This is a genomic window from Falsiroseomonas ponticola (assembly GCF_016805305.1).
GTDB classification, from domain to species: Bacteria; Pseudomonadota; Alphaproteobacteria; order Acetobacterales; family Acetobacteraceae; genus Falsiroseomonas; species Falsiroseomonas ponticola.
The window spans coordinates 212,480-236,858 of sequence record NZ_JAERQN010000008.1; the positions used below are offsets into that span (position 1 = coordinate 212,480).

At 73.9% G+C, this 24,379-nt stretch carries 22 protein-coding genes; 7 read left to right on the top strand and 15 right to left on the bottom strand.

Annotated features, from left to right (window positions below; all coding sequences use genetic code 11):
* Positions 1-113: 113 nt before the first annotated feature.
* Together JJI54_RS22000 and JJI54_RS22005 are read right to left on the bottom strand one after the other, a co-directional pair.
* Positions 114-1,127, bottom strand: coding sequence for a Bug family tripartite tricarboxylate transporter substrate binding protein (locus JJI54_RS22000; RefSeq protein WP_203075206.1), 1,014 nt, complete (start codon positions 1,125-1,127; stop codon positions 114-116).
* Positions 1,128-1,203: 76 nt separating this feature from the next.
* Complete coding sequence (locus JJI54_RS22005) at positions 1,204-2,022, bottom strand: GNAT family N-acetyltransferase (RefSeq protein WP_203075207.1); 819 nt, start codon at positions 2,020-2,022, stop codon at positions 1,204-1,206.
* A 98-nt stretch (positions 2,023-2,120) separates the two neighbouring features.
* On the opposite strand from JJI54_RS22005, the gene JJI54_RS22010 reads away from it, so the two are divergent.
* From JJI54_RS22010 to JJI54_RS22020, 3 genes are read left to right on the top strand one after another with little or no spacing between them, the layout of a single operon-like run.
* The gene (locus JJI54_RS22010) at positions 2,121-2,942 is read left to right on the top strand and encodes a sugar phosphate isomerase/epimerase family protein (protein WP_203075208.1); all 822 of its coding nucleotides are present in this window, start codon (positions 2,121-2,123) and stop codon (positions 2,940-2,942) included.
* Positions 2,939-4,366, top strand: coding sequence for an enolase-like domain-containing protein (locus tag JJI54_RS22015; protein ID WP_203075209.1), 1,428 nt, complete (start codon positions 2,939-2,941; stop codon positions 4,364-4,366). The genes JJI54_RS22010 and JJI54_RS22015 overlap by 4 nt, the downstream gene beginning before the upstream one ends.
* Positions 4,363-4,944: a hypothetical protein gene (locus tag JJI54_RS22020; RefSeq protein WP_203075210.1), complete on the top strand. Its 582-nt coding sequence runs from the start codon at positions 4,363-4,365 to the stop codon at positions 4,942-4,944. The genes JJI54_RS22015 and JJI54_RS22020 overlap by 4 nt, the downstream gene beginning before the upstream one ends.
* 1 nt (position 4,945) lies before the next feature.
* On the opposite strand, the gene JJI54_RS22025 is transcribed toward JJI54_RS22020, so the two are convergent.
* From JJI54_RS22025 to JJI54_RS22060, 8 genes are all read right to left on the bottom strand, one after another.
* Positions 4,946-5,509, bottom strand: a complete 564-nt coding sequence (locus JJI54_RS22025) for a DUF2585 domain-containing protein (RefSeq protein WP_203075211.1) — start codon at positions 5,507-5,509, stop codon at positions 4,946-4,948.
* Between the two features lie 8 nt (positions 5,510-5,517).
* Entirely contained in the window at positions 5,518-6,498 is a 981-nt protein-coding gene (locus JJI54_RS22030; protein ID WP_203075212.1) for a Bug family tripartite tricarboxylate transporter substrate binding protein, read from the bottom strand.
* A gap of 32 nt (positions 6,499-6,530) precedes the next feature.
* The gene (locus tag JJI54_RS22035) at positions 6,531-7,340 is read right to left on the bottom strand and encodes a sugar phosphate isomerase/epimerase family protein (RefSeq protein ID WP_203075213.1); all 810 of its coding nucleotides are present in this window, start codon (positions 7,338-7,340) and stop codon (positions 6,531-6,533) included.
* A complete protein-coding gene (locus JJI54_RS22040) occupies positions 7,340-8,500 on the bottom strand; it encodes a dihydrodipicolinate synthase family protein (RefSeq protein ID WP_203075214.1) in 1,161 nt (386 codons plus the stop codon). Before JJI54_RS22040 ends, JJI54_RS22035 begins: the two co-directional genes overlap by 1 nt.
* A 4-nt stretch (positions 8,501-8,504) precedes the next feature.
* A complete protein-coding gene (locus tag JJI54_RS22045) occupies positions 8,505-9,659 on the bottom strand; it encodes a Gfo/Idh/MocA family protein (RefSeq protein WP_203075215.1) in 1,155 nt (384 codons plus the stop codon).
* Between the two features lie 14 nt (positions 9,660-9,673).
* Positions 9,674-10,696, bottom strand: a complete 1,023-nt coding sequence (locus JJI54_RS22050) for a dihydrodipicolinate synthase family protein (protein ID WP_203075216.1) — start codon at positions 10,694-10,696, stop codon at positions 9,674-9,676.
* 88 nt (positions 10,697-10,784) lie between these two features.
* On the bottom strand, positions 10,785-11,426 hold the full coding sequence (locus tag JJI54_RS22055; protein WP_203075217.1) for a TetR/AcrR family transcriptional regulator: 642 nt from the start codon (positions 11,424-11,426) through the stop codon (positions 10,785-10,787).
* Entirely contained in the window at positions 11,413-12,438 is a 1,026-nt protein-coding gene (locus JJI54_RS22060; protein ID WP_226381983.1) for an NAD-dependent epimerase/dehydratase family protein, read from the bottom strand. Before JJI54_RS22060 ends, JJI54_RS22055 begins: the two co-directional genes overlap by 14 nt.
* Positions 12,439-12,514: 76 nt before the next feature.
* Between JJI54_RS22060 and JJI54_RS22065 the strand changes: the two genes are divergently transcribed.
* Together JJI54_RS22065 and JJI54_RS22070 are read left to right on the top strand one after the other, a co-directional pair.
* On the top strand, positions 12,515-13,456 hold the full coding sequence (locus JJI54_RS22065; protein ID WP_226381984.1) for an SMP-30/gluconolactonase/LRE family protein: 942 nt from the start codon (positions 12,515-12,517) through the stop codon (positions 13,454-13,456).
* A 4-nt stretch (positions 13,457-13,460) separates the two neighbouring features.
* Positions 13,461-14,417: a Bug family tripartite tricarboxylate transporter substrate binding protein gene (locus tag JJI54_RS22070; protein ID WP_203075219.1), complete on the top strand. Its 957-nt coding sequence runs from the start codon at positions 13,461-13,463 to the stop codon at positions 14,415-14,417.
* Here JJI54_RS22070 and JJI54_RS22075 read toward each other — a convergent pair.
* The 5 genes from JJI54_RS22075 to JJI54_RS22095 are packed head-to-tail and all read right to left on the bottom strand — an operon-like array spanning position 14,404 to position 21,188.
* Positions 14,404-15,573: an aminotransferase class V-fold PLP-dependent enzyme gene (locus JJI54_RS22075; RefSeq protein ID WP_203075220.1), complete on the bottom strand. Its 1,170-nt coding sequence runs from the start codon at positions 15,571-15,573 to the stop codon at positions 14,404-14,406. The two genes, JJI54_RS22070 and JJI54_RS22075, sit on opposite strands and share 14 nt — an antisense overlap.
* Entirely contained in the window at positions 15,570-17,060 is a 1,491-nt protein-coding gene (glpK, locus tag JJI54_RS22080; RefSeq protein ID WP_203075221.1) for a glycerol kinase GlpK, read from the bottom strand. The genes JJI54_RS22075 and glpK overlap by 4 nt, the downstream gene beginning before the upstream one ends.
* Positions 17,057-18,112, bottom strand: coding sequence for a hypothetical protein (locus JJI54_RS22085; RefSeq protein ID WP_203075222.1), 1,056 nt, complete (start codon positions 18,110-18,112; stop codon positions 17,057-17,059). Before JJI54_RS22085 ends, glpK begins: the two co-directional genes overlap by 4 nt.
* Positions 18,109-19,245, bottom strand: coding sequence for a hypothetical protein (locus JJI54_RS22090; RefSeq protein WP_203075223.1), 1,137 nt, complete (start codon positions 19,243-19,245; stop codon positions 18,109-18,111). Before JJI54_RS22090 ends, JJI54_RS22085 begins: the two co-directional genes overlap by 4 nt.
* 44 nt (positions 19,246-19,289) lie before the next feature.
* A complete protein-coding gene (locus JJI54_RS22095) occupies positions 19,290-21,188 on the bottom strand; it encodes a hypothetical protein (RefSeq protein WP_203075224.1) in 1,899 nt (632 codons plus the stop codon).
* A 243-nt stretch (positions 21,189-21,431) separates the two neighbouring features.
* On the opposite strand from JJI54_RS22095, the gene JJI54_RS32820 reads away from it, so the two are divergent.
* Both JJI54_RS32820 and JJI54_RS22105 read left to right on the top strand, forming a co-directional pair.
* Complete coding sequence (locus JJI54_RS32820) at positions 21,432-23,642, top strand: hypothetical protein (protein ID WP_203075225.1); 2,211 nt, start codon at positions 21,432-21,434, stop codon at positions 23,640-23,642.
* Complete coding sequence (locus JJI54_RS22105; protein WP_203075226.1) at positions 23,639-24,331, top strand: glutathione S-transferase family protein; 693 nt, start codon at positions 23,639-23,641, stop codon at positions 24,329-24,331. The genes JJI54_RS32820 and JJI54_RS22105 overlap by 4 nt, the downstream gene beginning before the upstream one ends.
* Positions 24,332-24,379 lie beyond the last annotated feature (48 nt).

The window sequence follows — 24,379 nt, forward strand, 5'->3', positions numbered from 1 at the left end:
GCTTGCCTTCGCGCAGGCCGCTGTCGCGCGCGTCTCACGGCCGGTCTGTGCGCGGGCCGCTATCGCGGCCTCGGCACGCGGCGGAAAAACCGCGTGCCGCATGGCTCCGCCGCTCAAAGCCGCTGGATCCCGAGCGTGTCGGGGCTGACGCGCGCGGTGCCGCCATCGAAGTAGAGCCAGGCGGTCTGGCGGACCATCTTCCAGGCCTCGTCATGCGCTTCCTGGCCGGCGATCGGCGTGAAGACGGCGGCGCGCTGCGCGGCGTAGTCCTTCAGGCGCTGGCTGTCGCGGATCTTCTCCCGCCACACCTGGCCGACGGTATCCACGACATTCTGCGGCACGCCCTTCGGGCACCAGATGCCGAAATAGTTGAGCGGCGCGGGAATGTCCGGCAGCCAGCGGCGGATGGAGGGCAGTTCGCCGACACCCTGCAAGGTGACGCCCTGTTCCGCCTGCACGGCCAGCGGGATGAGGCGGCGCGCGCGGATCATCTCGGCCGCTTCCACCAGCAGCACGGCGCCCATCGGCGTCTCGCCGCTCACGGTCGCGATCATGGCGGGGTTGCCGCCATCATAGGTGGCGTGGCGATAGTCGATCCGCGTCGCGGCCTTGATGGCGGACATCAGGTTGTGGCCGGCGGAGGAGACGCCGGCGGTGGCCACGGCCAGGGAGGCGCCGCGGGCGCGGAAGGCCTCCATCGCCGCGCCGAAATCGGCGATGCCCGCGCGGGGGTTGGCGACCAGCACGTTCACATTGGCCACCGCGAAGAACAGGTTCCAGTCCTGCAGCTGCGTGTCCAGCAGGCCGAGCACCTTGTAGCAGCCGACATCGACGGCGGCGCCCGCCGCCCAGGTCATGCCATCCTTCGCCGCTTCCAGCGCGTTGCGCGTGCCGATGGAGCCGGAGGCGCCGGGCTGGTTCACGACGACGAAGCGCTGGCCGAGCGCGGCTTCGAGTTCCGCCGCGACGATGCGCGCCATCTGGTCCGTGCTGCCGCCCGCGGCCCAGGGGACGATGAGCGTCACCGGCCGGTCGGGGCGCCAGCCGGCGCTTTGCGCGCTGACAAGCGCGGGCGTGGCGAGCACGCCGCCCGTGGTGGCCAGAAGCGTCCTGCGACTGATCGTCATTGGTCCGTTCTCCCCTCCGGTTCTCATGGGTAACCCACCGGTTACCAGGGATGGTGAGGCCGCTTGGCGCGGGACGTCAACCGAACTCCGGCCCGGCGAAGACGAAGTTTTGTTCAGGATTCGCGGCGGGCATCGCGCCACGCGCCATGCGGGTGAAGGGGCGAAGCCGTTCGCCGCCGGAAGCCGTGATCGATGCCGCGATGCGTGTCGCGGCATCGGCAAGGTCGATCACCACCGGCGCGCCGATCGCGGCCTGCGCGGCGGCGATCAGGGCGATGGCCTGCGCTTCCCCCCGCGCGACGACGGGGCCGATCTGCGGCGCGCGCAGCCCGTCCCGCGCCAGCACGAAGCCTTCGCGATCCTGCGTGACGAAGGCGGCGTGCGGCATGCGCCGCGCCAGGCCGCGCAGCAGGGCGGGGCGCGGCGCGCCGAAGGCCGCGTGGTCCCGCGCCAGCACCCAGTCCCAATCGACCTCCTCCATCGGGCGGATGCCGGTGCCCGCCGGCAGGGCGCGGGGCAGCGACCAGCGGGCGAAGCCGAAGAGATCCGCGAAGCCGAGCTGGCGATAGACCTCCCGCCCCGCCGGCGTCGCATCCAGCGCCAGGCAGGGCGCGGGGGCTTCCCCGATCGCCCAGCGCATCAACTGCGTCGCCAGGCCCTGCCGCCGGCGGTCCGGGCGGACCAGCACCATGGAGACCCAGGCGAGGCCCGCGCCATGCGGCAGCGTCGCGGCGCTGGCGGCCAGGCAATCGGCATCGCCATCATCCAGCACCCGCACCGCGCCCTGGTCGAGGAAGACGCGCCAATCGGCCTCCAGCTGGTTCCAGCCGATGCGGGCGGAAAGCGCCGCGGCGCGGGGCAGGTCGGCATCCGTCGCGGCGCGGAAGGCGGGCATGGCGCGAAGGCTCGCGCGCAGGCCGCGCGGGGTCAAGCGGACTGGACGCCGCGCGGCGTTCCGCGCATGAGGATGGGGTGGTGGGGATTGGATGGTCGATGCGCATCTCGCTCTGCAACGAAGTCGTCGCCGCGCTGCCTTTCGCCGAGCAGGCGAGGCTGGCCGCCGCCCTCGGCTATGATGGGCTGGAGGTCGCGCCCTTCACGCTGGATGCGGAGGCGCCGCACCGCATCGCCCCCGCGCGCCGCGCGGAACTGCGGCGGATGGCGGAGGAGGCGGGCGCGCCCATCACTTCGCTCCACTGGCTGCTGGTGGCGCCGGCGGGGCTTTCCATCACCACGGCGGATCGCGAGGTGCGGGCGCGCACGCTGGATGTGATGCAGGGGCTGGTGGAGCTGGCGGCGGATCTCGGCGCGACGCTGCTGGTGCACGGGTCGCCGAAGCAGCGCCATGTCGGCGCCGATGGCGATGCGCAGCGGGCGGAGGAGGCGATGGCCAGGGCCGGCGCCTGGGCCGCGCAGCATGGGCTGACCTATTGCCTGGAACCGCTGAATGCGGGGCAGACCAACTGGGCGCGGACGGTGACGGAGGCGATCGACATCGTCGCCCGCATCGGCCAGCCGGGGCTGAAGACGATGCTCGATGTGAGCGCGGCCGGGAATGGGGAGGCCGAGCCCGCGGCCGCGCTGCTGCGGCGCCTGGTGCCCACCGGCTGGATCGCGCATGTCCATCTGAACGACCGCAACCGGCGCGGGCCCGGCCAGGGCGAGGATCGCTTCGCCCCCGTGCTGCGCGCGCTGCGGGAGGCGCGCTATGCCGGCTTCTGCGCGGTGGAGCCCTTCGACTACCATCCCGACGGCCCCACCAGCGCCGCCCGCGCCATCGGCTACCTGCGCGGCATCGAGGAGACGATGGCATGACCGCGCCCCGCTTCACGCTGCTGGAGACGCAGCGCTTCGAATGGCCCTTCACGCTGCGCCTGCCCTTCCGCTTCGGCGTCATCACCGTGACGCAGGGGCGCCAGGCCGTGATCCGCGCCCGCATCCGGCTGGAGAACGGGACGGAGGCCTGGGGCGTGGCCGCGGAGACGCTGGCCGCCAAGTGGTTCGACAAGAATCCCGCGCTGAGTGATGCGCAGAACGAGAACCAGCTGCGCCGCGCGATCGAGATCGCGACGGCGGCGACGCTGGCCGCCGACGCCAATACCGCCTTCGGCCATTTCGCCGACAGCTACGCTGATGTGACGAAGGCGGCGGGCGGGGAATCGCTGAACCCGCTGGTGGCGAGCTATGGCCGCGCGCTGCTGGACCGCGCCATGCTGGATGCCGTACTGAAGGCGAAGGGCGTGTCCTTCTGGACCGGCATGCGGGCGAATATCGGCGGGATGGCGGCGCATGGCGTGGTGCCGGATCTCGCCGGCTTCAATTTTTCCCAGCTGCTGTCTGGCCTGGAGCCGCTTCGGCGCGTGCACGCCCGGCATACGGTGGGGCTGGTGGACCCGATCACGGCGGCGGACCAGGACAGCCGGGTGGATGACGGGTTGCCGGAAACGCTGGAGGAAATCGCGGCGGGCTACCGGCACCGCTACTGGAAGCTGAAGGTCGGCGGGAATGTCGCGGCGGATGTGGAGCGCCTGTCGCGCATCGCCGCCGTGCTGGACCGGCTGCATGGCGGCTACCACGCCAGCCTGGACGGCAACGAGCAGTATGAGGATGCGGAGGGCGCGCTGGCGCTGTGGCGGGCGATGCAGGCGGAGCCGCGGCTGAGGAAGCTCTGCGCTTCCGTCATCTTCATCGAGCAGCCGGTGAAGCGCGCGCGGGCGCTGGAGACGGGGATGGGCGCGCTGGCCGCCGAGCGGCCCGTCATCATCGACGAGAGCGACGGGCCGCTGGATGCCTTCGTCACGGGCCGCGCGCTGGGCTATGCGGGCGTGTCCAGCAAGGCCTGCAAGGGCGTGTGGCGGTCCCTGGTCAACCTGGCGCGTTGCCGCGCCTGGAACGCGGGGGAAGGGCGCGAGCGCTACTTCATGTCGGCGGAGGACCTGACCACGCTCGCCGGTATCTGCGTGCAGCAGGATCTGGCGCTGATCTCGCTGCTCGGCCTGCCGCATGTGGAGCGCAACGGCCACCACTTCATCGATGGCTTCAACGGAAGGCCGAAGGCGGAGGCGTATCGGTTCATGGAGGCGCATCCGACGCTCTATGCCGATACGCCGCGCGGGCCGCGGCTTGCGATCCGCGACGGGATGCTGGACCTGGCGAGCCTGGAGACACCGGGGCTGGGCGCGAGGCTGGAGCCCGACACGGCGGCGATGGAGGCGATGCCGAAGGCAGCCTGGCCGTGAGGGGGGCGCTGGCCGCGGCGCTGCTGCTGGCAGGCTGCGCCACGCCGCCGCCGAAGCCGGAGGTCGTGACCGTGCCGGAGACGGTGGTGCTGCGCGCCGTGACCGACCTGGCGATCAGCGGCTTCGCGCAATACTGCCTGGGCGCCGTCGGCCGGCCGGCCTTGATGGTGGAGCGGCTGAAGGCCGATGGCTTCGCCCCGGTGCCGGAGGCCAATCAACCCCCCGCGCCCTTCCGGCAGGAGATCTGGCGCGGGGCGGCCCGGCCCTTCATCGTCTCCGTCATCGAGGGCGGCGGCGGCTGCTCGGTGGTGGCGCCGCGGGCGGATACGGCGCATGCGATGGCGCTGCTGGGCCAGGCCATGCAGCGCCTGGTGGATGAGGGCGCGCCGGTGGCGCCGCTGGTGGCGCCGGCTGCCGAGCCGCTGGCCGATGGCGCGCGGGAGGACCGCTACCAGATCCGCCCGCGCAACGGGCCGCTGGTGATCGATGTCAGCATCCGCACGAATCTGCCGCATGCCACGCGGCCGGCGCTGATCCTGCTGGCCACGGTGCGGCGGGACAACGCGACGCGGACGTGAGTCAGGCGCCGGCCTGCCAGGCCTTCACACTCTCTAGCGGCCAGAGCAGCATCAGCACGTTGAGCGTCAGGTTGTCGCGGATGACGAGCGCCACGCCGATCTCGAAGGCCAGGGCCAGGGCGATGGTGGCGGGCACGGGCAGGCGCGACGCGACCAGGAAGCCGAGCCACATCGCGCCGATGTCGCTGACGGAGTTGATGACGCTGTCGCCGAAATAGTCGAGCGCGATGGTGGCCTCGCGGTAGCGCTGGATCACCGTCTCCGTGTTCTCCGCGATCTCCCACGCCGCCTCCACGATGGTGGAGAGGACAAGGCGCGGCAGCAGGCCCGCGCGGCGCATCAGCAGGTGCGTCGCGCCGTAGAACAGGATGCCGTGCACGATGTGGGACGGCGTGTACCAATCCGTGATGTGCTGCGAATTCTCGCTGCTGACGACGACGCCGTGCCACAGCTTCACCGTGCCGCAGGTGCAGATGGGCACGCGCCCCATGGCCAGCAGGATGCCCGCCGTGGCCGCGACGATGGCGGCCAGGGCAATGATCCAGGGCCAGGGGCGCGCTTGCATGGGCCGGCTCAGTTCACCGTGATCCGGGCCTCGCGGATCACGCGGCTCCATTTCTCCGACTCAGCCCGCATGGTGGCGGCCAGGTCGGCGGGCGTGGAGAAGACGGCATCCGCCCCGGCGGCGGCCAGGCGCTGCTGCACGGTGGCGTCGGCCAGGATCTCCCGCAGCGCGCTGTTGTAGCGATCGACGATCGGGGCGGGCGTGCCGGCGGGGGCCATGACGGCGCCCCAGCTCGTGGCCTGCGCCTCCGGCAGGCCGATTTCCGCCAGCGTCGGCACATCGGGCAGCAGGGAGGAACGGCGCGGGCCGGTCACGGCGAGGGCGCGGACGCGGCCGCCCTGGATCATGCCGAGCGCGGAGGGAAGCTGGTCCAGCATCACCTGCACCGTGCCCGCGACGGTGTCGTTCAGCGCGGGTGCGCTGCCGCGATAGGGGACGTGCTGCATCTCCACGCGCGCGACCAGCTTGAAGAGCTCCGGCACGAGATGCGTGGAGCTGCCGCTGCCGCCGGAGCCGTAGGAGAGCGCGTTGGGCCGCGCGCGCAGCAGCGCGATGAATTCCTGCGCGGTCTGGGCGGGGACGGAGGGATGGACGATCAGCACATGGTCCGTCGCGAAGGCCATGGCGATGGGCGCCAGATCCGTCGCGGGGTTGAAGGCCATGTTGCTGTAGAGGTGGGGGTTGATGGTCAGCGTGCCCGTGGTGCCCATCAGGATGGTGAGGCCATCGGGCGCGCTGCGCACCACATTCTCCACGCCGAGGTTGCCGCCGGCGCCGGTGCGGTTCTCCACCGTCACGGGCTGGCCGAGGCGGTCCTGCAGACGCTCGCCCAGCACGCGCGCGACGACATCGGTCGCGCCGCCCGGGGGGAAGGGAACCACGAAGCGGACCGGGCGCGTGGGCGCCCAGGCCTGGGCGCGCGCCGCGCCCGGGATGAGGGGCGCGGCGAGGCTGGCGGCCAGGATGTGGCGGCGCGTGAGGCGGTTCATGGCTGTTTCTTCTCCCGGGTTTTCGTTGGTGGTCAGACGGCGCTGAGGTTGCGCTCCTTCAGCAGGGGCAGGACCTCTTCCGGGTCCCTGGCCCACCAGACCTTGGAGAGGATCTCGACCTCCGCGTAGTTGCCGCTGTAGCCGGCCTCCACGACCATGGCGCGGATGGCGGGGATGTCGATCACGCCCTCGCCGGGGATGCCGCGGTCGAAGACCAGGTCGGTGGTCGGCGCCTTCCAGTCGCAGACATGGAAGGCGGCGATGCGGCTGCCGGCGCGGGCGACCTGGCGCGCCAGGTCGGGGTCCCACCAGACATGATAGACATCGAGCGCGACGCCCGTGCCCTCGCCCAATTCGTCGCAGAGGTCGAGCGCCTGGCCGAGGGTGGAGAGCACGCTGCGATCGGCGCAGGTCATGGGGTGCAGCGGCTCCAGCGCGATGGTGACGCCGGCGGCGCGGGCATCGGCCATGATGGCGTGCAGCCCATCCCGCACCTGGGCGCGGGCGCCGGGCAGGTCCTTCGATCCCGGCGGCAGGCCGCCGCAGACCATGACGAGGCAGCGCGCGCCGAGCGCGTGTGCTTCGGCGATGGCGCGGCGGTTGTCCTCGATGGCGGCGGCGCGGCCGGCGGCATCGGCGGCGGGGAACATGCCGCCGCGGCAGAGGCCCGTGACCGTCAGGCCCGCATCGCGGATCTGGCGCGCGGCGGCCTCCACGCCCATGGCGTGCAGCACGTCACGCCAGGGGGCGATGCCGGGGATGCCGTGGCGGGCGCAGCCCTCGATGCAGTCGGCGAGGCCCCATTTCTCCTTCACCGTGACGGTGTTGAGCGAGAGTTCCATCACGCGACACCGTGCAGGGCGAGCAGCGTGCGCATGCGGGCAGCCGCCATTTCCGGGTCCCGCAGCAGGCCGGCCTTGTCGGCCAGGCGGAAGAGTTCGGAGAAATGGCGGATGGAGCGCGTGGATTGCTGGCCGCCGACCATGACGAAATGGTCCTGGTGGCCGTTCAGCCAGGCCATGAAGACGACGCCCGTCTTGTAGAAGCGTGTCGGTGCCTTGAAGATGTGGCGCGACAGCGGGACGGTCGGCGCCAGGATGTCGTGGAAGGTGGCGAGGTCGTTGCGGGACAGGGAGGCCAGCGCGCCGCCGACCGCGGGGGCGATAGGGTCGAAGATGCCGAGCAGCGCGTCGGAATAGCCCTGGTCATCGCCCGCGATGAGTTCGGCGTAGTTGAAGTCGTCGCCGGTGTACATGCGCACGCCCTTGGGGAGGCGGCGGCGCATGGTGATCTCCTTCCTGTCGTCCAGGAGCGAGATCTTCACGCCATCGACCTTGTCGGCATGGGCGTGGATGACGGCGAGCGCCGTCTCCATCGCCTGCATGTGGTCGTGGTTGCCCCAATAGCCTTCGAGGGCGGGGTCGAACATCTCCCCCAGCCAATGGATGATGACGGGCTGCCGGACCTGCGACAGCACGCGGGCATAGACGCGTTCATAGTCGGCGGGGGACTTCGCGGCCTTGGCCAGCGCGCGAGACGCCATGAGGATGATGCGGCCGCCCATGGCCTCCACCGCCTCGCATTGTTCCTCATAGGCGCGGATGACGTCGTCCACCGTGACGTCGGGGCCGGGGGCGAGGTGGTCGGTGCCGGCGCCACTCGCCATCACCGCGCCCGGCACATCCTTCATCGCGTCGAGCGAGCGGCGGATGAGTTCCTGCGCGGCGACCCAGTCCAGGCCCATGCCGCGCTGGGCGGTGTCCATCGCCTCCGCCACGCCGAGGCCGAGCGACCAGAGATGCTTGCGGAAGGCGATGGTGCGGTCCCAGTCGATCTTGGCGTCGAGCCAGGGGTCCTGCTCCGCGCGCGTATCGGCGACGACATGCGCGGCGGCGAGGGCCACGCGCGGGAAGGGCGGCGTGGCCTTGGGGAAATCGCGCGGGGCGCTGAGGGTGAAGGGGCTCAGGCCGCCCTTCTCATCGGGAAGCGTTATGGTCGGCATGGTCTCAGACCTCCAGCTTCGGCAGGTCGATCCAGCGGCGTTCGGCCCAGGATTGCAGCCCGGCTTCCGCCAGCTGCACGCCCTTGGCGCCGGCCAGCAGATCCCAGGGATAGGTCGCGACCTCGCCCGCCAGGTACTTGAAGAACAGCTCCCACTGCACGCGGAAGCCATTGGGATAGGGCTCGACGTCGGGGACTTCCTGCCAGCCCTCGTAGAAATTGATGGGCTGCGGGATGTCGGGGTTCCAGACGGGCTTCGGCGTGTTCACGCGGCTCTGCGTCCAGCACTTCTGCAACCCGGCCACGGCGGAGCCATGCGTGCCATCGACCTGGAAGGTCACGAGGTCGTCGCGGCGCACGCGCGTCACCCAGCTGGAATTGATGTGCGCGACGACGCCGCCGGCAAGCTGGAAGGTGGCGTAGGCGGCATCGTCGGTGTCGGCGGTATAGGGCTTGCCGCTTTCGTCGATGCGCGTCGGGATATGCGTGGCGCCGAGGCAGGAGACGGCCTCGACCTCACCGAAGAGGTTGTCCAGCACGTAGCGCCAGTGGCAGAGCATGTCGAGGATGATGCCGCCGCCCTCGGCCTTCTTGTAGTTCCAGGAGGGGCGCTGCGTGGGCTGGAGGTCACCCTCGAACACCCAATAGCCGAACTCGCCCTTCACGGAGCAGATGCGGCCGAGGAAGCCGCTGTCGATCACCATCTTCAGCTTGCGCAGGCCCGGCAGGAACAGCTTGTCCTGCACCACGCCGGCCTTGATGCCCTTCGCCTTCGCCAAGCGCGCGACGGCCATGGCGTCGGCCAAATTGTCCGCGGTCGGCTTCTCGCAATAGATGTCCTTGCCGGCCTCGATCGCGCGGGTCAGCAGGCCGGCGCGCAACTGCGTGGTGGCGGCATCGAAGAACAGCGTGTCGTTCGGATCAGCCAGGCAGGCATCGATGTCGGTCGAGACGCGGCTGATGCCATGGGCCTTCGCCAGGGCTTCGAGCTTCTCCTTGTTGCGGCCGACCAGGATCGGGTCGGGCATCACGCGGTCACCGTTCTTCAGCATCACGCCGCCATCTTTCCGGATGGCCGCGATGGAACGGATGAGGTGCTGGTTCATGCCCATGCGTCCGGTGACGCCGTTCATGATCATGCCGATGCGGCGTTCCGCCATGGTCGTCGGTTCCTTCAGGAGAGCCAGGTGTTGAGGTTGGCGCGGACGAAATCGTCGTCCGTCAGTTCGGGGTAGCGCAGTGCGGCGGCGGAGATGAGTTCCGCCTGGCCGGGCGAGAGATCCTCATGCGGGTCGAGGCACCAGATGCCCTCCAGCAGGCCCTGGCGGCGCAGCACCTCATGGCAGCCGGGGATGCAGCCGGCGAAGGCATTGGCGGTGTCGAAGATCGCGGCGTTCATCTCCGTCACCTGCGCGTCCTTCGCGAGCAAGGCGGCGGGGATGGGGCCGCCGGCCGCCGCGGCGCATTCCTGCTGCAGGCGCACCGCCGCCTGGGTCCAGACCGACCAATGGCCGAGCAGCCCGCCGACCACGCGCAGCGGCGCCTCGCAGCCCGTGACGCGCAGCGCGAAGGGCGTCAGCAGATCGCCGACGATGTGGTCGTCATTGCCGGTGTAGAGCGCGATGCGCGAAGCGGCGCCAGCTTCCAGCACGCCGCGCAGCACATCCAGCGTGGCGTAGCGGTTGAAGGGCGCCATCTTGATGGCGATGACGTTCTCGATCAGGGCGAAGCGCTTCCAGAAGGAGGCGCCGAGCGGCACGCCGCCGACGGCGGGCTGCAGGTAGAAGCCGAAGATCGGCATCTCCTCCGCGACGGTGCGGCAATGCGCGATGATCTCGTCCTCGCTGGCGCCCTTGAAGGCGGCGAGGCCGAGCAGGACCGCGTGGTAGCCGAGGCCGCGGGCGATCCGCGCCTCCCTCACCGCCTGCTCCGTGCGGCCGATGGCGCCGGCCACCAGCACGGGCTGGGACTGCACTTCCGCCGCGGCCTCGGCCGCGATGGTCAGCACGGGCTCGTAGAGGCCGACATCGCGGATGGCGAATTGCGTGGTGTGGACGCCGACGGCGAGGCCGCCGGAGCCCGCGGCCAGGTAGTAGCGGGACAGCGCCTTCTGGCGGCGCGGGTCCATCTCCCGCTTCGCGTTCAGCGCCAGCGGATGGGCGGGGATGGCGCAGCCCGCGCGCAGCCGATCCACCATGCCTGCCGGCCAGTCCTGCCACCGCAGTCCCACGCCCGTCCCCTCCCAGGTAACTGGGTGGTTACTTACCGGCGGGATGGCGCCGCGGTCAAGGCCGCAGGAAGCCCAGCACCACTTCCGAGATATGCGCCTCCCGCGCCGCGATGGCGGCTTCGGTGTCGAGCGGCGTGTGGAAGATGGTGGAGAGGGTGTGGCGGTTCGCCACGTAGAAGTGACCGAGGCCGAGGATGGAGATGTAGAGCTGCATCGCATCGACGCCGGCGCGGAACACGCCTTCCCGCGCGCCGCGCTCCAGCACGGCTTTCAGCGCCTCCAGCATGGGCGAATAGAGCGCGGGCACATCCTCCGACCGCCTGAGGTAGGCGGCGCGGTGCAAATTCTCCTGGTTCAGCAGGGCGACGAATTCGGGGTGGCGGCTGGTGTAGCGGAGGTTGAAGGCAACGAGGCGCGTCATGGCCTCGGCCGGCGGCAGGCTGGCGACGTCGAGCTGCCGCTCCTCCTCCCGCTTCGCGGCATAGGCGCCTTCCAGCACCACCAGCCACAGCTCCTCCTTGCTGCCGAAATGGGCGTAGAGCATGCGCTTGTTGGCGCCGGCGCGGGCCGCGATCTCATCCACGCGCGATCCCGCCAGGCCCTTTTCCGCGAATTCCACCAGGGCGGCGTCGAGGATGCGCTGGCGGGTCGCGGTGGCCCGCGCCGAGAGGGGTGCGCGGGGGCTAGAAGCGACCATCCCGGACCTCGAATTTGGTGGCCTTGCCCAGCGCGCGGCCGCCCGCCGCCACCCAATCCGCGACCCAGTCGATCAGCGTCAGCAGGGGCACGGTCGGATAGCCGAAACTGGCGAAGGCGCGGGCGGCGTTGGAGAGGAGCGCGGTGGGGGCTTCCTCCCCGGCAAACTCCGGCGTCCGGTCCATGCGGGCCCCGAGCTGCTGCGCCAGCCAGCGGATGGAGACGGTCTCCGGCCCCGTCACGTTGAGGATGGGGCAGGCGGCGTCGGAGCGGGCGAGCGCGCGCAGCGTCCAGGCATTGGCATCGCCCTGCCAGATGACATTCGCGTGACCCATGGCGAGCGGCACCGGCGTGCCGTGCCAGACCTTCGTCGCGATGTCGTGGATCACGCCGTAGCGGCAATCGATGGCGTAGTTCAGCCGGATGCCGAAGCAGGGCGTGCCGCGGGTGGCGGCCGCGTGCTGGAAGGCGCGTTCGCGGCCGAGGCAGCTGGCCGCGTAATCGCCGATGGGCGATGGCGCCGCATCCTCATCCGGCGCCGGCCCGTTCACCGGCCACATCGGCAGGACATTGCCCGTGGAGAAGAAGACGATGCGGGACGTCGCCCAGCGCGCCGCGACGCGGGCGGGAAGCTGGACATTCATGGCCCAGGTCAGCGCCTCGTTCCCCGTGCTGCCGAACTTCCGGGCGGCCATGAAGATGACGTTGGGGGCATCAGGCAGCGCGGCCAGCGCGGCATCATCCAGCAGCTCGGCCGTCAGGCATTCGATGCCCCAGGATTCCATGCGCTCCCGCAGGCCGGGCTCGGACCAGCGCGCCACGGCGATGACGCGCCGCGCGGGGTCGGCGCGCTTCGCCAGGCGGCAGAGGGTCGGGCCCATCTTGCCGGCGGCGCCGAGCACCAGGATGTCGCCCGGGACCTTGGCGAGATCCGCCACCAGCGCGGGGTCCGGGCGGGACATCACGTCTTCCAGCATCGCCTCGTCGGTGATGCGCGCCGGCCAATCGCCCATGTTCCCCTCCCGCCCCAATCGCGCCAGCATGGGGGGGAGGAAGCCCGGCGCCAAGATGCCGAGAGGAGACGCCCCGATGAGCTGGCAGGAAAGCCTGCGCTACCCCGACCCGAGCGTTCGGTCGCTCGATCCCGCCTTCAACCGGCTGCGCCTGCCGCTGGCGAGCGTGGAGCGGCTGTGGACTGGCAGCCGATGGGGCGAGGGGCCGGTCTGGATCGGCGACCAGCGCTGCCTGCTGTGGTCGGACATCCCGAACAACCGCGTGCTGCGGTGGGAGGAGGAGACGGGCGCCGTCTCGGTCTTCCGCAAGCCGTCGAACAACGCGAACGGACACACGCGGGACCGGCAGGGGCGGATCGTCGCCTGCGAGCATCTCGGCCGCCGCGTGGTGCGGCATGAGTATGACGGCAGCATCACCGTCATCGCCGACAGCTACCAGGGCAAGCGGCTGAACAGCCCGAACGACGTGGTGGTGAAGTCCGATGGCAGCATCTGGTTCACCGACCCGCCCTTCGGCATCGGCGGCTTCTACGAGGGTGAGAAGTTCACGCCGGAGCATCCGCACACCAATGTCTATCGCGTGGATGGGCAGACCGGGGCGATCAGCTGCGTCTGCGACGATGTGGACCATCCGAACGGGTTGGCCTTCAGCCCGGATGAGAGCGTGCTCTATGTCGTGGAGTCACGGTCGGAGCCGCGGAACATCTTGGCCTATGACGTCAACGGCGCGACGCTGTCGAACCGCCGCGTCTTCATCCGCACAGAGCCCGGCGAGACGCCGGACGGCTTCCGCGTGGATGTGGAGGGCAATCTCTGGTGCGGCTGGGGCATGGGCGGGCCGGGGCTGGATGGGGTGAAGGTGTTCAACAGCGCCGGCGCGCCGATCGGCTTCATCGACCTGCCGGAGCGCTGCGCGAATGTCTGCTTCGGCGGGCGGCACCGGAACCGGCTGTTCATGGCGGCGGCGCATTCGCTCTATTCGCTCTACGTCAACACCCAGGGCGTGGCGGGGGGCTGAGGCGATGAAGCGTTTCCTCCTGGCCACGCTCGCGCTGTGCGCCCTGGCCCTTCCTGCGGTGGCACAGCCGCAGGGCACGCCCATCCGGCTCGTCGTCGGCTTCCCGCCGGGGGGCGGGATCGACCTGCTGACGCGCGTGCTGGGCACGGAATTGCAGGCGCGGCTGAACCGGCCCGTGGTGGTGGAGAACCGCGCCGGCGCGGGCGGGAACCTGGCGGCGGAGATCGTGGCGCGGGCGCCCGCCGATGGCAGCGTGCTGGGCTCCATCCCCGCGGGGCCGCTGGTCATCAACCGGCACATCTACCGGACCATGCCCTTCGACCCGCTCGCCGACTTCACGCCGATCAGCCGCTTCGCCGCCATCCCCGTCGTGATCCTGGCGGCCAACGACTTCCCGCCGCGCACCGTCGCGGAACTGGCGGATTGGCTGCGGGCCGGCAGGCCCGCGGCCTGCGGCACCCCTGGCGCGGGCACGACGCAGCACCTGGCGGACATGCTGCTGCTGCGGGCACTCGGCAACCTCGACTGCACCATCGTGCATTACCGCGGCACGGGCCCGGCGCTGCCGGACCTGCTGAATGGCCGCATCCAGGTCTATACTGACACGGTCGTCACCGGCCTGCCGCCGACGCGGGATGGGCGCGCGCGGGCGCTGGCCATCGCGTCGCGCACGCGATCCTCGCTGGCGCCCGACGTGCCCACAGTGGCGGAGACGATCCCGGGCTTCGAGGCCGAGACCTGGCTGGCGCTGATGGGGCCGAAGGGCATGGCGGAGGAGCTGGCCGCCCGGCTGGAAGCCGCCGCCATCGCCATCGCGCGCGATCCTGGCGTGGTGGCGAAGCTGCGGGAATTGGCGTCGGAGGCGGTGGGTTCGACGCGCGCCGAACTCGCGCAGACCATCCGCGACCAGGATGCGATGTGGGGGCCCGTAGCGCGGGCCGCCAACGTTACCGCGGACTGATCACGTCCCGCAGCGCCTGGCCGAGCGGCGCCACGTCGCGCTCGGCCAGCGCCAGCGGGTTCACCACCAGCACGCCGTCGCGCAGCCTGCCCTGGCCGACATGGATGTGGCGCGCCCGCAGCGCCGCTTCCGCCGCGCGGGCCGCGGCGGGGCTGCCGATCGCCAGCAGCAGCAGCGGCACGGGGCCTTCCGTGATGCTCACGCCGGGCGCATTGCCGAGCGGCGCGCGCACGGCGTCCAGCACGGCGCGCAGGCGCGCGGCCTGGGGCGCATCGCCTTCCGCCACGAAGCGGCGCAGCGCCACGATGAGGCCGACGATCTCCTCCTTCCCCGCCTTGCAGGCACGGCCGACGCCGTGGCGCGGCAGCTGCTTCGGCGCGTCGTCGCAGGCGAATTCGGGCGGCAGCGCGAATTGCGCGGGCGGCAGGTCGAGGTCCAGCATCTGCAGCAGGGCGGAGGCCACCAGGTCCCGCCGCCCCGCCAGGATGCCACTGGCCTGCGGGCCGCCAATGGCCTTGCCGCCGGAGAAGCAGACCAGGTCCGCCCCGGCCTCCAGGAAGCGGCGGAGATTGGCCCGCGGCGGCAGCTGGGCCGCGGCGTCCACCATCACGGGCACGCCCGCTTCATGCGCGACGCGCACCACCTCCTCCAGCGACGGCTCCGCCCAGGGCTGCGCCACCCAGAGCACGCCCGCGGTGCGGGCGCCGAAGGCACTGGCGTAATCCTCCGCATCGGCGTCGCGGATGCCGGCGCCGCTGAAGCGGTCGGGGATGCCGACATCCTCGATCCAGCAGCCCGCCGACTGCACCGCGCGGTCGTACATGTTGCGGTGGCTGCGGGCCATGATGAACTGGTCGCGGTCGGTGCGGATGGGCACGCCGTGCATCTGCGCCACGTCGAAGCGCGCGACGCAGGCGGCCGCGCCGAGCGTCAGCGCCGCGGCGGCGCCCGAGGTCACGATGCCGGCCTCCGCGCCCGTCGCTTCCGTGATGGCGCGGGATGCGGCGGCCTGGAGGTCATGCATCTCCACGCACCAATCGGCGGCCTCCGCCATGGCGGCGCGCACCTCCGGATGCATCATGCCGCCGGAGAGGCGGGTGTTGGTGCCAGCGGCGTTGATGATGGGCGTGACGCCAAGCGTCTCGTAGATGTTCATCGCGTCAGCACGCGCTTCACCGCGCCCTGCCAGCCCGCATGCAGCGCATCGGCCTCCGCGCGGGCCATGCGCGGCGTGAAGCGGCGCTCCAGCCGCCAATGCGCGACGGCCGGGCCAGGCGGCGGCAGCAGCCCGGCCTGGAGGCCCGCGAGATAGGCGGCGCCCAAGGCCGTCGTCTCCTGCACCTCCGGCCGATCGACGGGCGCGCCGAGCAGGTCGGCCAGGAACTGCATGGTCCAGTCCGACGCCGTCATGCCGCCATCGACGCGCAGCACGGGCTGGCCCTCCGCCCCCCAATCCGCGCGCATGGCCTCCACCAGGTCGCGCGTCTGGAAGGCCACGGATTCGAGGGCGGCGCGGGCGATCTCGGCGGGGCCGGTGCCGCGCGTCAGGCCGAGGATGGCGCCGCGGGCCTCCGCATCCCAATGCGGCGCGCCGAGGCCGACGAAGGCGGGCACGAAATGCACGCGCTGGGCGGGGTCCGCCTGGGCGGCGAGGGTGCCGCTCTCCGCCGCGTCGGCGATGATGCGCAAGCCGTCGCGCAGCCATTGCACGGCGGCGCCGGCGATGAAGATCGCGCCTTCCAGCGCATAGGTGCGGCGGCCGCCCAGCTGCCAGGCCAGCGTCGTCAGCAGGCGGCTGTTCGAGACCACCGCCTCGGAGCCGGTGTTCAACAGGAGAAAACAGCCGGTGCCGTAGGTGGACTTCACCATGCCGGGCTCGAAGCAGGCCTGGCCGAGCATGGCCGCGTGCTGGTCGCCCGCCATGCCGCGGATGGGCACGGCGGCGTCCAGCAGGCCGGGCGCGGTGGTGCCGAACTCGGCCGCATTGTCCATCACCCGCGGCAGCACGGCGCGGGGGATGCGGAACAGGCGCAGCAGATCCTCGTCCCAGTCGCCCGCGCGGATGTCGAACAGCATGGTGCGCGCGGCGTTGGTCGCATCCGTCGCGTGCACCCGCCCGCCCGTCAGGCGCCAGAGCAGGAAGGAATCGACGGTGCCGAAGGCGAGGTCCCCGCGCTCCGCCGCCGCCCGGGCGCCGGAGACGTTGTCGAGCAGCCAGGCGAGCTTGGTGGCGGAGAAATAGGGATCGCAGAGCAGCCCCGTCCGCGCCGTGACCAGCGCCGCCGCGCCGCGATCCACCAGCGCCGCGCAATCGGCGGCCGTCCGCCGGTCCTGCCAGACGATGGCGCGGGCGATGGCGCGGCCGCTGGCGCGGTCCCAGAGCAGCGTCGTCTCCCGCTGGTTGGTGATGCCGATGCCGGCCAGCTGCCGGGCCTCCGCGCCGCCCTTGGCCAGCGCGTCGCGCATCGTGGCCAGCGTGGCGGACCAGATATCCTCCGGCTCATGCTCCACCCAGCCGGGCGATGGGTAGTGCTGCGGCAGCGCCTGCTGCGCCACGGCGCGGGGCGCGAGGTCCGCGCCATGCAGGATGGCGCGGGTGGAGGTGGTGCCCTGGTCGATCGCCAGCAGCAGGGTCTCGGTCATGGCGGTTCCTCGGCCGGGGGGGCGGAGCCCGGGATGGGCAGGCGGGCCGCCAGCCGGGCCGCCACCGCCGTCGCGAGCAGCGGGGCGAGGAGCATCCCGGCGGGGAAGCCCGCGGCGCTCGCCAGCGCGGCCAGGCCCGCGAGCAGCAGCGCGGCCAGCGTGGCGCGGCCGAAGGCGTCGGCGGCCAGCAGCACCGCCAGCATCGCCGCGAAGACCGGCAGGAAGGCGGCGCCGAGCAGCGCGGCGCGGAAGGCTTCCAGCTGCTCGGCCGGCATCAGCCCGGCGGCGACGGGCGCGCCTTCCGCCGCCAGGGCCAGCACCACCACCAGCGCCTGCAGCGCCATCAGCAGGGTGGCGAGGCGGAGCGGTGGCAGCCCGGCGCGGGGCGGGCCATCCAGCGCCGCCACCAGCGCCAGGCCGGGGATCGCCACCAGCGGCGCCAGCGCCAGCGCGGCCGCCGGGCCGCCGCCGGCCAGCGCCACGCCGGGCCCCGCCACCACGGCCAGCGCGATGGCGATGCCGGCCAGCGCGGGGCCGGCGCCGGCGCGCAGCTTCACGGGGGCGAAGGCGCCGGCCGCCAGGCCCGGCATGGCGGCCAGCGCGGCGCCGAGGCCGAGGGCCAGCAGCGCCACGCCCGGCCCCGGCCCCGCCGCCAGGCAGGCCAGGGCGGCAGCCGTGCCGATGGCGCCGGGCAGCAGCAGGGAAGCGCTGGCCAGCCGCGCCGCCACCAGCCCGACCCAGAGCGCCACCAGCGCCCCGGCCGCCAGCGCGCCGGCGGTGGCGGTGGCCAGGCCCGCGCCATCCGCCAGCAGCAGCGACAGCGCCGCGAGCGCCCCGGCCAGCGCGGCGGCGCCGGCCGGCACCGCCACGGCGCCGCGGAAGGCCGCCAGCATGGCCGCCGGGACGCCGGCCAGGACGGAAGCGGCGATGACCGGCCCCAGCAGCGCGACGTCGCCGCCCCCGGCCAGGCGCAGCAGCGCGGCCCCCAGCGCCAGCGCCAGGAAGGGGCCGATCCAGGCGCCGGCCGCGATCATGCCCGCGCCGGGCCTCATCCGCGCCATCCCGCCCAGGCGGGCGCGGCCGGTTCCGCCAGCCACAGGCGCCAGGGCGCGGCCAGCGCGCCGATGCCCGCGGCCTCCTCCTCCAGCACCGGGCGCCAGCGGGCGACCAGCGCATCCATCGCGGCGTAGTCGCGCAGGCGGAACAGGCATTCGGCCAGCCAGCCGATCACCGCCGGGGTCGCGACGCCGCGCGCCAGCGCCGCTTCCAGCGCCAGCCGCGCGGCCGCCAGGTCCCCCAGCGCCAGCAGGTCCCGCCCCAGCGCGGCCTGCGCCTCCGCATCCTCGGGCATCGCCTCCCCCAGCGCCTGCCACAGCCCCGCGGCTTCCGCCCGGCAGGCATCGGCGCGGGCGGGGTCCAGCAGGCCGGAGAAGGCGGCGCGGTCCAGGTGGCGGGCCAGGGCGCGGCGATCCGCCACGCGGCCGGCGCGCGCCGCGGCGCGCAGCGCCTCCGCCCGCGCCAGCAGGCGGCGCTCCACCGCCGGGCGCACCTGTTCGGCGCGGTCGCGCACCGCCGGGTCGGGGTCCCCCAGCGCCACGCGCAGCAGCGCCTCCCCCCCCGGGCGCAGGGCCTGCTGCGCGATGTCCAGCGCGCGGGCCTTCTGCGTCGCGGTGCCCCAGTGCAGCACGTCGCCCAGCGCCTCCACCAGCAGCCCGTCCGGCACGCCGGGGGCGGCGGCGATGGCGGAAAGCCGCGCCTCCAGCGGGTCCTCGGGCGGCGGGCCCTCCGGCAGGCGGAAGCCGCGGGGCGCGCCCATCACCACGGCCAGCACGCCCCCCAGCGCCGCCAGCGGGCCGAGGGCGGGGAGCAGCGCCATGGTCACGCGCAGCACCGCGCCGGGCCAGCCGCTGGGCGCCGGATCGAGCCGCCGCGCCAGCAGGAGGGCGAGGCAGACCGGCCCATGCAGCAGCAGCGCGCCATGGAACCACCCCAGCAGCAGGGCGGCCGCCACCAGCGCCTGCGCCAGCGCGATGCCGAGCAGGAGCAGGAAGGCGGTCTCCGCGCCGCGGGTGGCGGCGGTGCGGGGGGCGATGCGGGGCCAGGCGCGGCGGTCGGCGGCGCGGCGTTCCTCCCCCCGCGTCTCCTCCCCCACCGGCCGGCGGGGCATGACGCGCCGGTCAGCCATCGTGGTCAGCCATCGCGGTCAGCCATCGTGGTCAGCCATCGCGGTCAGCCATGCGGCGCCGCGCCGTGGTGCAGTTGGGCGACGCCGACGATGACCTGCTGCGTCGCCGCCGGCGCGCGTTCCGCCAGCAGGGCGCGCAGCCGCGCCGCCGCCATCGTCGCGCCGCCGAGGCCCGCGGCGGGCAGCAGCACGGAAAGGCGGCGTTCATCGAGCCGCGCTTCCAGCAGCACGTCCGATCCGCGGAAGGCCTCCGCCATGGCGGCGCGCGTCGCCTCCAGTGCCGCGGCGGCGCGGGGGCCGGCGGGGATCTCGGCGGAGAGCAGCGCCAGGTCGAAGCCGACGCGGCGCGCCAGGCTGGTGGTGGCGGCGATGGCGCGGGCGGCATCCTCGCCGGCCACCATCATGCCGCCGCCGGCCAGCGCGCCGCCGGAGGCCGCGGCGGCGGCATCCGCCGCTTCCCGCGCCCGCGCATCGGCCAGCGCGGCGCCGAGCCAGCCGGCCGCCGCTTCCAGCGCCGCGACGGTATCCAGCGCCAGCTCCGCGAAGCCGATATCCTCCACCTTCACCATGCCGAGCACGAGCCCGTCCCAGGGGGAGAGCACGGGGGCGGCGAGGATGCCTTCCCCGCCCAGGGCCAGGCGGTCCGACGGGCGGGTGACGACGAGGGCGCCGCGCCCGCGTTCCATCGCATCCACCAGCGGGCCGCGCAGGAAGTGGTGGGACAGCGCGGCATCGGGGGGCCAGCCCTCGGAGGCCACGAGGTGCAGCGTGCGGTCCTCCGCCAGCCAGAAGGAACAGGCGGTGCAGCCGGTCGCGGCGCGCAGCAGGCCGGTGGCGCCGCGGATCACGCCTTCCGTCCCATGGCCCAGGGCGCGGCTGGCCTCGAACACCGCCGTCGCGGCCTGGAGGCGGGCGCCGAGCCGGGCATCGAGTTCCAGCGCGCGGGCGGCCAGGCGGTCATTCGATTCGGCGATGGCGGCGCGGTCCGCCAGCGCGCCGGCTGCGGCGCGCTCGGCCGCCACGGCGCGGTGGCGGGCGCGGTCGGTGAAGAAGCCCACCAGCGCGGCGGCGCAGGGCCAGGCCAGCGGCTCCACCCAGGCATTGGCGGTCCAGGATTCGGTGGAGAGCGCGATGCCGATGCGCAGCACCCCGGCGGTGAGCGCGACGGCCAGGCCGGGGGCCAGCCCGTGCCGCGCCGCGACATAGAGCACCGGCAGCGCGAAGGGGGAGACCGGCCAGCCGCCGAAGCCGTTGCCGCGCATGACAAGGTCGAGCAGCAGCAGCGCCACCAGCGCGCCGAAGCCTTCCAGCAGCGGGCGGAGCGGCAGGTCCACGCCGCCGCTGGCGGCGGGGGGCGGGGCCTCCGCGGCCGGGGCTTCCGGCGCGGGCTCCGGCGGTGCCAGGCGGGGCTGCTTGGTGCCGAGGGCCCGCAGCCGCTCGGCCGCGGCTTCCGCCGGCTTCGGGGCGCGGGACCAGGGCAGGCGGCGGCGGCGCGGGGCCTCCGCGGCCGGCTCCGCGGGGATGTCCGCCAGGGTCTTCGCCGGGGCGTTCGATGGGGGGTCCGCGGCGCGCGGCGGCGCGGGGCGCGGGGCCGGCGGGGCGGGCGGCGGCGCGGGCGCCTGGCGGGGGGAGGGTTCGGGGCGGATCAGCGGCGTGGCGCGCGGCGGCGGCGTGGTGGCGGCGTTGCGCGCGGGCACCGGGGAACCGGCCCCCTCCAGCCCCGCCATGGCGGCATGGGCGGCCCAGGGATCGGCGCCGGAAAGCTTGCCGCGCGGGGCCATGATGGGCTCGGCCGGTTCTTCCCGCGCCGCGGCCTGGCGGGCGCCGCGGCCGGAATCCGGCGCGGGGGCGATGCGGGGGCGCGCGGCGGGGCCCGCATCATCCGCCCTGTCCAGCGGGGGCGGGTCCCGGCGGCGGCCAGCCGAAGCGGTCGGCATCTTCACGCCAGCGTCCCCGCCACCATCCCCGATTGTGCCTTCATCCGAGCCCCGACCGCCTGCCCCGATCGCCGTCCGGCCCGCGGCAGGGCCACGAGCGTCGCATGAAGGAGTCCTTATCGGGAAGGCTGGGCCAGCGCCAGGGCCGGGGGCCCCTTCGCCCCCCCCCCTGCTTTCCCCCCACAGGCTTTCCCCCTGGTGGGCGCGGGGCCGCGCGGGTAGGTGTTGAGGGCTACCGATCAGGGTCCGATGTCCGCCACCGCCGCGCCCGCCGCGATCATCCCTGGCCCCGAGGGGCTGCCGCGCCGCGAGGGCCGGCGATTCGCGCTGGCCTTCGCGGCGGCGTCGCTGGCGGCGATCGCGGCCATGGCGCTGCTGCCGGCCCCGAGCGCGCCGCGCCCGGCCCGCTTCGTGGAGGCCCCACCCTCCCCGGCCGACCGGGCCGCGGCGACGCTGGAACGCGCCTCCGCCGCCCGGCCGATGGATGCGGAGGCGCTGCGCCGCCTGGCCGACCAGCTGCGCAGCACGCACCGGCCCCTGCAACTCGCCATCGCGCTGGAACGGCTGCATGCGCTGACCGGGGAGCCCGCGCCGCTGCGGGAGGCGATGGAGCTGCGCACGGATCTCGGCGACCAGGCGGCGGCGCGGGCGGCGCTCGACCGGCTCTCGGCCATCGGCGCGACGACGGAGGCGGAGGCGCTGCGGCTGGCGGCGCTGCGCATGGATGCGGGGGATGCCAGCGGCGCGGTGTCCGGCCTGATGCAGGCGCTGGCGCGCGGGCCGACGCCGGAACTGGCGCTGCGCACCGTGCAATCCGCGCTGCGGCTGCCGGAGCCGGGGGTGGCGCTGCGCACGCTGGGCACGACGCTGGCGGCGCAGGCGCCGGACCTGCTGGAGGCGCTGCGCCGCGTGCTGATGGGGGATTCGCGGCCCGACCTGGCGCTGCTGCTGCTGGAAGGCCTGCCGCCGGCCGCGCAGGCGGAACCCGCCACCGCCTTCGCGCTGGCCCAGGCGGAAGCGCGGGCGGGCTGGGGCGGCGCGGCGCTGGCGCGGCTGCTGGCGCTGCGCGCCACCGATGGCCTGCCCGCCGGCGCCGGCGCGCTGCTGGTGGACCTCGCGCTGCGGGAGGGACGGCTGGAGGAGGCCTTCGAGGTCGCGGCGCTGCTGCCGGCGGAGGCCTGGCCCGCCCCCCTGCCCGCCCGGCTGGCGGAAGCCGCGCGGCAGGCGCAGCGGCCGGATCTGCTGCGCCGGATCGACCCGCAGCGCCTGGCCGCGCGGCCCGAGGTGGCGGCGCAGCTGGCGCTGGCGCGGGGCGACCGCGCGGCGGCGCGGCGGCTGGCGGAGGCCGCGCTGGCGCGCCCGCCGAACGCGGCGGAGGGCGCGCGGGGCCTCGCCCTGGTGCTGCGGGAGGGGGGGCAGGACCAGGCGGCCTGGGACCGGCTGCGGCGGGACCTGCAGGGCCCCCGGCCCGATCCCGGCGCGCTGCGGCTCTTCGCGGAACTCTCCATGGCGCCGGCGCGCAGCGGCCCGGGCCTGGCGCTGCTGGACCGCCACCGGGCGGATGGCGCCGCGGCCGCCGATGCCTGGCTGCGGCTCGCCCTGGCGGAGGAGCGGGGGGAGGAGGCGGCGCGCTTCCTGGCCGAGGGCGGGCCGGCCAGCGCCGGCGCGATGGTGGAGGCGCTGGCCCTGGCCGCGCGGCGGCGCGACGCCGGCCTGGCGGATGCCGCCCTGGCGGCGCTGCGATCCCGCCGCGACTGGCCGGAGGGCTGGACGCCGGAGGAGGCGCGGGTGACGGCGGCGCTGGCCCGGCCGCTCGGCACCGGGAGCCTCGGCCTCACGCTCGACATGCTGGACTGGGCGTCGGAGCAGGAGGCGCGCAACCGCATCGTGCTGCTGCTGGCGGCGGTGCCGGAGATCGGCGCCATCGCGGCGCAGCTGCCGACCGTGGCGCAGCACCCCGCGCTGCGGCGCCTGCGGCGGGAGGCGGAGGCGGCGGGGCCGGAGGCGCAGGGGGAAGGCACGACGGCGCGGCTGGCGCTGCTGGCGGTGCTGTCGCCGCGCGACGCGGTGCCGCTGCTGGCCCGGCGGGCGGAGGCGGAGCCGGCGCGCTTCGGCCCCGCGCAGGTGCTGGCGGTGTACCGGGCCGATGGCGCGGCGCAGGGGGAGGCGGCGCTGCGCGCGCTGCTGCCGCGGCTGGCCCGCCCGCAGCAGGAAGCCGCGCTGTTCCTGGTGATGGGCGCGGCGCCGGCGGAGGCGCGGCCCGCCCTGGCGCGGCTGGCGGATGAGGCGCTGGGCGCCGGCTGGCGCTCGCGATTCGAGGCGATGCTGGCCCGGCAGGGCAGGCGGGCGGAGCTGGTGGCGGCGCTGCGCGCCCGCGCGGCGATGCCGGGCGAGGACCGGCGCGAGATCGCGCGCCGCCTGGCGGAGCTGGGCGAGAACGACACGGGGGATGGACGATGACGATCCGGTTCTACGACCTGGCGGGCGCCGACCCGGCGCGGCGCTTCAGCCCCTATTGCTGGCGGCTGCGCTACGCGCTGGCGGCCAAGGGCCTGGCCTTCGAGGCGGTGCCCTGGCGCTTCACGGAAAAGGACGTGATCGCGCCCTTCGGCAGCGACAAGGTGCCGGTGCTGGTGGATGGCGACCGCGTGGTGGCCGACAGCTGGGCGATCGCGGAATACCTGGAGGATGCCTATCCCGACCGGCCGAGCCTGTTCGGCGCCGATCCCGGCCGGGCGCTGGCGCGCTTCGTCAATGCCTTCGCCGATGCGGTGGTGGTGCCCGGGATCGCACGGCTGGTGGTGGCCGATATCGACGCGGTGATCGACGAGCGGGACCGCGCCTATTTCCGCGCGAGCCGGGAGAAGCGCTTCGGCATGACGCTGGAAGCGGCGCAGGCGGACCGGGACACGCGGGTGGAGGCGTTCCGCCAGGCGCTGCATCCGCTGCGGATGGTGCTGCGGGCGCAGCCCTTCCTGGCCGGCGGCGCGCCGCTCTACGCCGATGCCATCGTGATGGGCTGCTTCCAATGGGCGCGCTGCGTCAGCCCCTTCCGGCTGCTGGAGGCCGATGACCCGGTGGAGGCCTGGCGGCAGCGGATGCTGGACCTGCATGGCGGCATGGCGCGCCAGGTTCCCGCCTTCGATTGATGGTGACGGAAAGGATAGTTGGCCAGCCACGGCCCGGCATGGCCTGAT

Excerpts from the sequence above, each read along its gene's own strand:
- JJI54_RS22000 (WP_203075206.1), bottom strand. The coding sequence starts at position 1,127 with ATGACGATCAGTCGCAGGACGCTTCTGGCCACCACGGGCGGCGTGCTC.
- JJI54_RS22005 (WP_203075207.1), bottom strand. The coding sequence starts at position 2,022 with ATGCCCGCCTTCCGCGCCGCGACGGATGCCGACCTGCCCCGCGCCGCG.
- JJI54_RS22010 (WP_203075208.1), top strand. The coding sequence starts at position 2,121 with ATGCGCATCTCGCTCTGCAACGAAGTCGTCGCCGCGCTGCCTTTCGCC.
- JJI54_RS22015 (WP_203075209.1), top strand. The coding sequence starts at position 2,939 with ATGACCGCGCCCCGCTTCACGCTGCTGGAGACGCAGCGCTTCGAATGG.
- JJI54_RS22025 (WP_203075211.1), bottom strand. The coding sequence starts at position 5,509 with ATGCAAGCGCGCCCCTGGCCCTGGATCATTGCCCTGGCCGCCATCGTC.
- JJI54_RS22030 (WP_203075212.1), bottom strand. The coding sequence starts at position 6,498 with ATGAACCGCCTCACGCGCCGCCACATCCTGGCCGCCAGCCTCGCCGCG.
- JJI54_RS22035 (WP_203075213.1), bottom strand. The coding sequence starts at position 7,340 with ATGGAACTCTCGCTCAACACCGTCACGGTGAAGGAGAAATGGGGCCTC.
- JJI54_RS22040 (WP_203075214.1), bottom strand. The coding sequence starts at position 8,500 with ATGCCGACCATAACGCTTCCCGATGAGAAGGGCGGCCTGAGCCCCTTC.
- JJI54_RS22045 (WP_203075215.1), bottom strand. The coding sequence starts at position 9,659 with ATGGCGGAACGCCGCATCGGCATGATCATGAACGGCGTCACCGGACGC.
- JJI54_RS22050 (WP_203075216.1), bottom strand. The coding sequence starts at position 10,696 with ATGGTGGATCGGCTGCGCGCGGGCTGCGCCATCCCCGCCCATCCGCTG.
- JJI54_RS22055 (WP_203075217.1), bottom strand. The coding sequence starts at position 11,426 with ATGGTCGCTTCTAGCCCCCGCGCACCCCTCTCGGCGCGGGCCACCGCG.
- JJI54_RS22060 (WP_226381983.1), bottom strand. The coding sequence starts at position 12,438 with ATGGGCGATTGGCCGGCGCGCATCACCGACGAGGCGATGCTGGAAGAC.
- JJI54_RS22065 (WP_226381984.1), top strand. The coding sequence starts at position 12,515 with ATGAGCTGGCAGGAAAGCCTGCGCTACCCCGACCCGAGCGTTCGGTCG.
- JJI54_RS22070 (WP_203075219.1), top strand. The coding sequence starts at position 13,461 with ATGAAGCGTTTCCTCCTGGCCACGCTCGCGCTGTGCGCCCTGGCCCTT.
- JJI54_RS22075 (WP_203075220.1), bottom strand. The coding sequence starts at position 15,573 with ATGAACATCTACGAGACGCTTGGCGTCACGCCCATCATCAACGCCGCT.
- glpK (WP_203075221.1), bottom strand. The coding sequence starts at position 17,060 with ATGACCGAGACCCTGCTGCTGGCGATCGACCAGGGCACCACCTCCACC.
- JJI54_RS22085 (WP_203075222.1), bottom strand. The coding sequence starts at position 18,112 with ATGAGGCCCGGCGCGGGCATGATCGCGGCCGGCGCCTGGATCGGCCCC.
- JJI54_RS22090 (WP_203075223.1), bottom strand. The coding sequence starts at position 19,245 with ATGGCTGACCGGCGCGTCATGCCCCGCCGGCCGGTGGGGGAGGAGACG.
- JJI54_RS32820 (WP_203075225.1), top strand. The coding sequence starts at position 21,432 with ATGTCCGCCACCGCCGCGCCCGCCGCGATCATCCCTGGCCCCGAGGGG.
- JJI54_RS22105 (WP_203075226.1), top strand. The coding sequence starts at position 23,639 with ATGACGATCCGGTTCTACGACCTGGCGGGCGCCGACCCGGCGCGGCGC.